The following is a 5,072-nucleotide window of genomic DNA, read 5'->3' as shown; positions in this document are numbered from 1 at the left end:
CGATAGACGCCGATCGCGTTGATGATCAGCAGCGCGATATTCTGCCATCCGATGCCCTCGCTGTCGGGCTGCAGGAAACCCCAGGCGACCAGCGCGATGCTGCTCGTCACGAAGATAACGAACGCCCAGCCGGTCCAGCGGCGCCCTAGGTTGAGCGACACGACCAACGCCGCCAGCGTCGCTGCGCCCGCGCCATAATATTGCAGGACGGTGAGCAGCGTATCGCTCATCGCGGCTCGACGAGGTTGCTGACTTCGACGAGATTGCCGTCGGGATCGCGGAAATAGAGCGAGTCGATCGTGCCTGTAGCGCCATCGCGCCGTCCGGCGTCGAGGATCGCGACGCCTTGCATTTCCAAATGCGCGCGCCATTCGGCAACCGGCGTGTCGCTGAGCAGGCAGAAATTGCCGCTGCCGGGCACGGTGTCCCGGGCAATGGCCGGGCTGATGGCCGCATCCTGCAGGCTGATCTTGTTCGCGCCGAACTGCAGCGAATATTTGCCCGGTCGCTCTTCGCGTACGGTCATGCCAAGCACATGTTCATAGAAAGCGCGCGTCGCGGCGACATCGCGCACGCAGAGCACGATGTGATCGAGGCTGGAGACACGGAACCCGCTCATAGCTCGCTCGCCGTGGCGCCATGGACATATTCGAGCTTCATCCCGTCGGGATCGGCGAAGAAGACCGCGTAATAGGTCGGGCCGTAACGCGGGTAATCAACGGGCGGGTCGAGGATCGTCGCGCCTAATTCCAGCAGCAGGGCGTGCAGGCGGTCGACATCCTGCCGGCTGTCGCTGGTCCACGCCAGGTGGTGCAAGCCGGGCGAATAGCGGTCGTGCGGCCGTTCGGCGTCATCTCCGCGCGCTTTCAATATCCCGATCGAATGAAAAGGCTCGCCGACGCGGTCCCAATCGCTGCCATCGTCGTGATCGGCCGAGCGCCGGTAGCCGAGAAAACCGAGCACGCTTTCATAGAAGGGGCGGGAACGGGCAAGGTCGCTGACCGTCAGGTCGATATGATGGACCAGCCCGCGCGCACTCATGCCGCACCCAGCAAGGCGAAGACGCCCGAGGCGGTGAGGGCGGGCCAGCCGATGTGGCGGCCCCGCGTGTAGATCGCGTCGAACAGCCCAACCCCGGTCCATGCACAGCCCGTCAGCAGGATCAACTCGCGCGGTGTACCCGGCCACACGACGAGCGCTGCCGATACGAGCATCAGGACCGACATCGCGTGCCACGCGAAATGAAAGACCTTACGCGCCAGTTCGACACCCATTATGCCTTGGTCGAGGGTCAGCAACGGCTGGACCAGGCGCTTTTCGCCCAGCAGGCTGTGCATCAACGCTGTCGTTGCCATAAAGGCGGCGGATAGCCAGAGCCAGGTCATGCCGCGATGCCGATCATCGCGCTTCGCCCGGCAGGACAATGCTGGCCACGAGTCCCGCGATCGAAATCACGAAAGCGATGCCGAGCAACACGGTCAGGAGCCCAAGCGGAAAATTGCCCGGGTTCGCGCCAGCCGGATCGAGCAGTTTGCCAAAGAAACTCCCGTACAGCATGCCGACGGCGATGCCCCAAGCGGCAGAAAAGAAGCTGCGTGTCACATGGGTCGGGCGCCCCACCATGATGGCGGCCGCGATCATCATCGCGCCCGCCAGCATATCGTCTATCCAGAATGCTATGGGACGGCCCACCCCCCACGAACGATAGGCTTCGCCGCCCATAAGCAACAGCGCACCGACAATCGCCAGGATGCGCAGTGCTTTCACGCGCCCGCGCCGATCAGTTCGCGGCCGATCAGCATGCGGCGGATCTCGTTGGTGCCCGCACCGATGTCGAGCAGCTTGGCGTCGCGCCAGTAACGCTCGACCGGCCAGTCCTTGGTATAGCCCGCGCCGCCCAGCGCCTGGATCGCCTCGCCCGCGACCTTCACCGCGCTCTCGCTTGCGAGCAGGATCGCGCCCGCGGCGTCGAAGCGCGTCGTCTGCCCGGCGTCGCATGCCTTGGCGACGTTGTAGACATAGGAACGCGCCGACTGGAGCATCACATACATGTCGGCGACCTTCGCCTGCATCAGCTGGAACGATCCGATCGGCTTGCCGAACTGCTTGCGCTCGCGGACATAGGGAATGACCGTATCGAGGCACGCCTGCATGATGCCGAGCTGGAGCCCGGCGAGCACGACGCGCTCATAATCGAGCCCCGACATCAGCACGCCGACGCCGCCATTCTCGGGCCCCATCACCTGGTCTTCGGGCACTTCGCAATCGGTGAAGACGAGTTCGGCGGTCGGCGAACCGCGCATGCCGACCTTGTCGATTTTCTGGCCGATGGCGAACCCCGGCATGTCCTTTTCGATCAGGAAGGCGGTGATCCCGCGCGATCCGGCTTCGGGGCTCGTCTTGGCATAGACGACCAGCGTGTCGGCGTGCGTCGCGTTGGTGATCCAGAATTTGGTGCCGTTGAGGATGTAACCGCTGCCCTTGCGTTCGGCCTTCAGCTTCATCGATACGACGTCGCTACCCGCGCCGGCTTCGGACATCGCAAGACTGCCGACATGCTCGCCGCTGATCAGCTTGGGCAGATATTTCGCCTTCTGTTCGGCATTACCCCAGCGGCGGATCTGGTTGACGCAAAGGTTCGAGTGCGCGCCATAGGAGAGGCCGATCGCGCCCGATGCTCGGCTGACTTCCTCGACAGCGATCACATGTTCGAGATAGCCGAGGCCAAGGCCGCCGAATTCTTCCTCGACTGTGATGCCGTGCAGCCCGAGTCCGCCCATCTGCGTCCAAAGTTCGTCGCGCGGGAACCAGTCGTCCGCGTCGGCCTTGGCGGCGAGCGGCGCAATCTGTTCGTCGGCGAAGCGGGCGGTGGTTTCGCGGATCATGTCGGCGGTTTCGCCGAGCGCGAAATCGAAATCGGGGGTGGCGCGCATGGATTACCTATCGATCTTGGGGGCAGGACTGCGCGGGATAGTGCATCAAAATATCAGCATAGGGAAATTGAAACGATCATGAAATTAGCATAAGTAAAATCTATGATAAAGCGCACGCATATCCGACAGTTCCTTGCCGTCGTCGACGCTGGCAGCTTCACGCAGGCGGCGTTGCGCATCCGTGTCACCCAGCCGGCGCTGTCGACCGGTATCGCTGAGCTTGAAAAGCTGGTCGGCACGCCTTTGTTCATCCGCAACCGCCGCCAGATCCGGCTGACCGAGGCGGGCGGGCGCTTCCTCCCCATCGCGCGCGATCTCGAACGCGGCTTTCGCGCCGCCGACAGCTTCGGCCGCGAGGGCGACCGCCGCGCGAGCGAACTCAAGCTCGGGGTGATCCGCTCGGCGCCCGCCGAACTGCTGCAGGCGATCGCCGCGGCGCTGCGGCCGGGCTTCGCCATCGAACTTGTCGAAAACAGCGACTCCGAACTCCGTGCGGCGCTTGGCAGCGGCCGCATCAACATGGCGCTCGTCCCGCTGCGGACGGGCGAGCACGGCGACCATCTGACGCCGCTCTATGAAGAACCGTTCGCGATGTTCATCGCGGCGGACCATCCGCTCGCCGGGCGGATCGAGGTCAGTCCCGAAGATCTGGCGGCTGAAACGATGATCGCGCGACGCTCCTGCGAATTTCTCGATGCCACGAGCCGCTTCTTCACACGCCACGGCGTCCGTCCGCGCTTCGCGCTGCGCAGCGAAAGCGACGAACGCTGCCTTCGCATGGTCGCTGCCGGCATCGGCATCACCACCGCGCCCGTCTCGCTTGCGATCGATGGCATCGTGCCTCTCAAGGTCACCGGTTATGATTTCCGCCGTGAACTGGGCCTGATTGCCGACCCTGCGTGGCGCGCGCTCCCCGAAGTCGAACCGCGGCTCGCGCATGCGCTCGAAACGATTCGCGCAATCGCTGCCGAGTGGCGACAGATGAAAGTCGATGTCGCCGCATGACCGGGCGCCTCACAAGTCTGGCTTGCATGGGCAAAAGCCCATACAGTTTGCGCACCGCCTCCAGCGGCGGCAAGGGCGGGGCATGATCGATACGCTGACCCATCTCGACCGGCTGGAGGCCGAGAGCATCCATATCATGCGCGAAGTGATGGCCGATGCTACGAAGCCCGTGATGCTCTACAGCGTGGGCAAGGACAGCGCGGTGATGCTGCATCTCGCGCGCAAGGCCTTCTATCCCTCGCCGCCGCCGTTCCCGCTGCTCCATGTCGACACGACGTGGAAATTCCAGGCGATGTACGAGCTGCGCGACCGCATGGCGGCCGAGAGCGGCATGGACCTGATCGTCTATCAGAACCCCGAGGCGAAGGAGCGGGGGATCAACCCGTTCGATCACGGTCCGCTCCACACCGACATGTGGAAGACCGAGGGGCTGAAACAGGCGCTCGACCTCCATGGCTTCGACGTCGCCTTCGGCGGCGCGCGCCGCGACGAGGAAAAGAGCCGTGCCAAGGAGCGCATCTTTTCGTTCCGCACGGCGAGCCACGGCTGGGACCCGAAGAAGCAGCGCCCCGAGCTCTGGAACCTCTACAACGCCCGCAAGGCGAAGGGGGAGAGTATCCGCGTCTTCCCGATCTCGAACTGGACCGAACTCGATATCTGGCAGTACATCGCGCGCGAGAATATCCCGATCGTGCCGCTCTATTTCGCCGCGCCGCGCCCAACCGTCGAACGCGACGGTTTACTGCTGATGGTCGACGACGACCGCTTCCCGCTGCTTCCCGGCGAGACGCCGGTCGAACGTTCGGTGCGCTTCCGCACCCTCGGCTGCTACCCGCTCACCGGTGCGGTCGAGAGCGAGGCGAAGACGCTGTCCGAGGTCATTCAAGAAATGCTGCTGACGACCACCAGCGAACGTCAGGGCCGCATCATCGACAAGGACGGTGGTGACGCCTCGATGGAGAAAAAGAAGCAGGAGGGGTATTTCTGATGACCGACCCCATCTATGTCACCGACGCGCTGATCGCCGAGGATATCGACGCCTATCTTGCCGGCCACGAGAAGAAGTCGCTGCTGCGCTTCATCACCTGCGGTTCGGTCGACGACGGTAAATCGACGCTCATCGGCCGCCTGCTT

The 5,072-nt window shown here is 63.9% G+C and carries 8 protein-coding genes; 2 read left to right on the top strand and 6 right to left on the bottom strand.

Annotation, left to right across the window (positions count from 1 at the left end):
* From VGD20_RS10295 to VGD20_RS10270, 6 genes are all read right to left on the bottom strand, one after another.
* Positions 1–230, bottom strand: a 230-nt coding sequence (locus VGD20_RS10295; protein ID WP_331134356.1) for a hypothetical protein, incomplete at its 3' end; no start/stop codon positions are given.
* Entirely contained in the window at positions 227–619 is a 393-nt protein-coding gene (locus tag VGD20_RS10290) for a VOC family protein (RefSeq protein WP_331134355.1), read from the bottom strand. The genes VGD20_RS10295 and VGD20_RS10290, both read right to left, overlap by 4 nt.
* Positions 616–1,041 (bottom strand): VOC family protein, encoded by a 426-nt coding sequence (locus VGD20_RS10285; RefSeq protein WP_331134354.1) that lies wholly within the window; start codon positions 1,039–1,041, stop codon positions 616–618. Before VGD20_RS10285 ends, VGD20_RS10290 begins: the two co-directional genes overlap by 4 nt.
* Entirely contained in the window at positions 1,038–1,385 is a 348-nt protein-coding gene (locus tag VGD20_RS10280) for a hypothetical protein (RefSeq protein ID WP_331134353.1), read from the bottom strand. The genes VGD20_RS10285 and VGD20_RS10280 overlap by 4 nt, the downstream gene beginning before the upstream one ends.
* Positions 1,386–1,398: 13 nt before the next feature.
* Entirely contained in the window at positions 1,399–1,767 is a 369-nt protein-coding gene (locus VGD20_RS10275; RefSeq protein ID WP_331134352.1) for a hypothetical protein, read from the bottom strand.
* Positions 1,764–2,933 (bottom strand): isovaleryl-CoA dehydrogenase, encoded by a 1,170-nt coding sequence (locus VGD20_RS10270; protein ID WP_331134351.1) that lies wholly within the window; start codon positions 2,931–2,933, stop codon positions 1,764–1,766. Before VGD20_RS10270 ends, VGD20_RS10275 begins: the two co-directional genes overlap by 4 nt.
* A 102-nt stretch (positions 2,934–3,035) precedes the next feature.
* Here VGD20_RS10270 and VGD20_RS10265 point away from each other — a divergent pair, with 102 nt between their 5' ends.
* Together VGD20_RS10265 and cysD are read left to right on the top strand one after the other, a co-directional pair.
* Positions 3,036–3,938: a LysR family transcriptional regulator gene (locus tag VGD20_RS10265; protein ID WP_331134350.1), complete on the top strand. Its 903-nt coding sequence runs from the start codon at positions 3,036–3,038 to the stop codon at positions 3,936–3,938.
* Positions 3,939–4,020: 82 nt separating this feature from the next.
* Positions 4,021–4,926 carry a sulfate adenylyltransferase subunit CysD gene (gene cysD, locus VGD20_RS10260; RefSeq protein WP_331134349.1) on the top strand — a complete coding sequence of 302 codons (906 nt, stop codon included), beginning with the start codon at positions 4,021–4,023 and terminating at the stop codon, positions 4,924–4,926.
* Positions 4,927–5,072: the final 146 nt, after the last annotated feature.

The sequence above is a fragment of the Sphingopyxis sp. genome (genome assembly GCF_036402335.1).
Classification (GTDB): domain Bacteria; phylum Pseudomonadota; class Alphaproteobacteria; order Sphingomonadales; family Sphingomonadaceae; genus Sphingopyxis.
The sequence above is the reverse complement of the archived record's forward strand: the minus strand, read 5'-3'. Positions and strand labels throughout refer to the sequence as shown.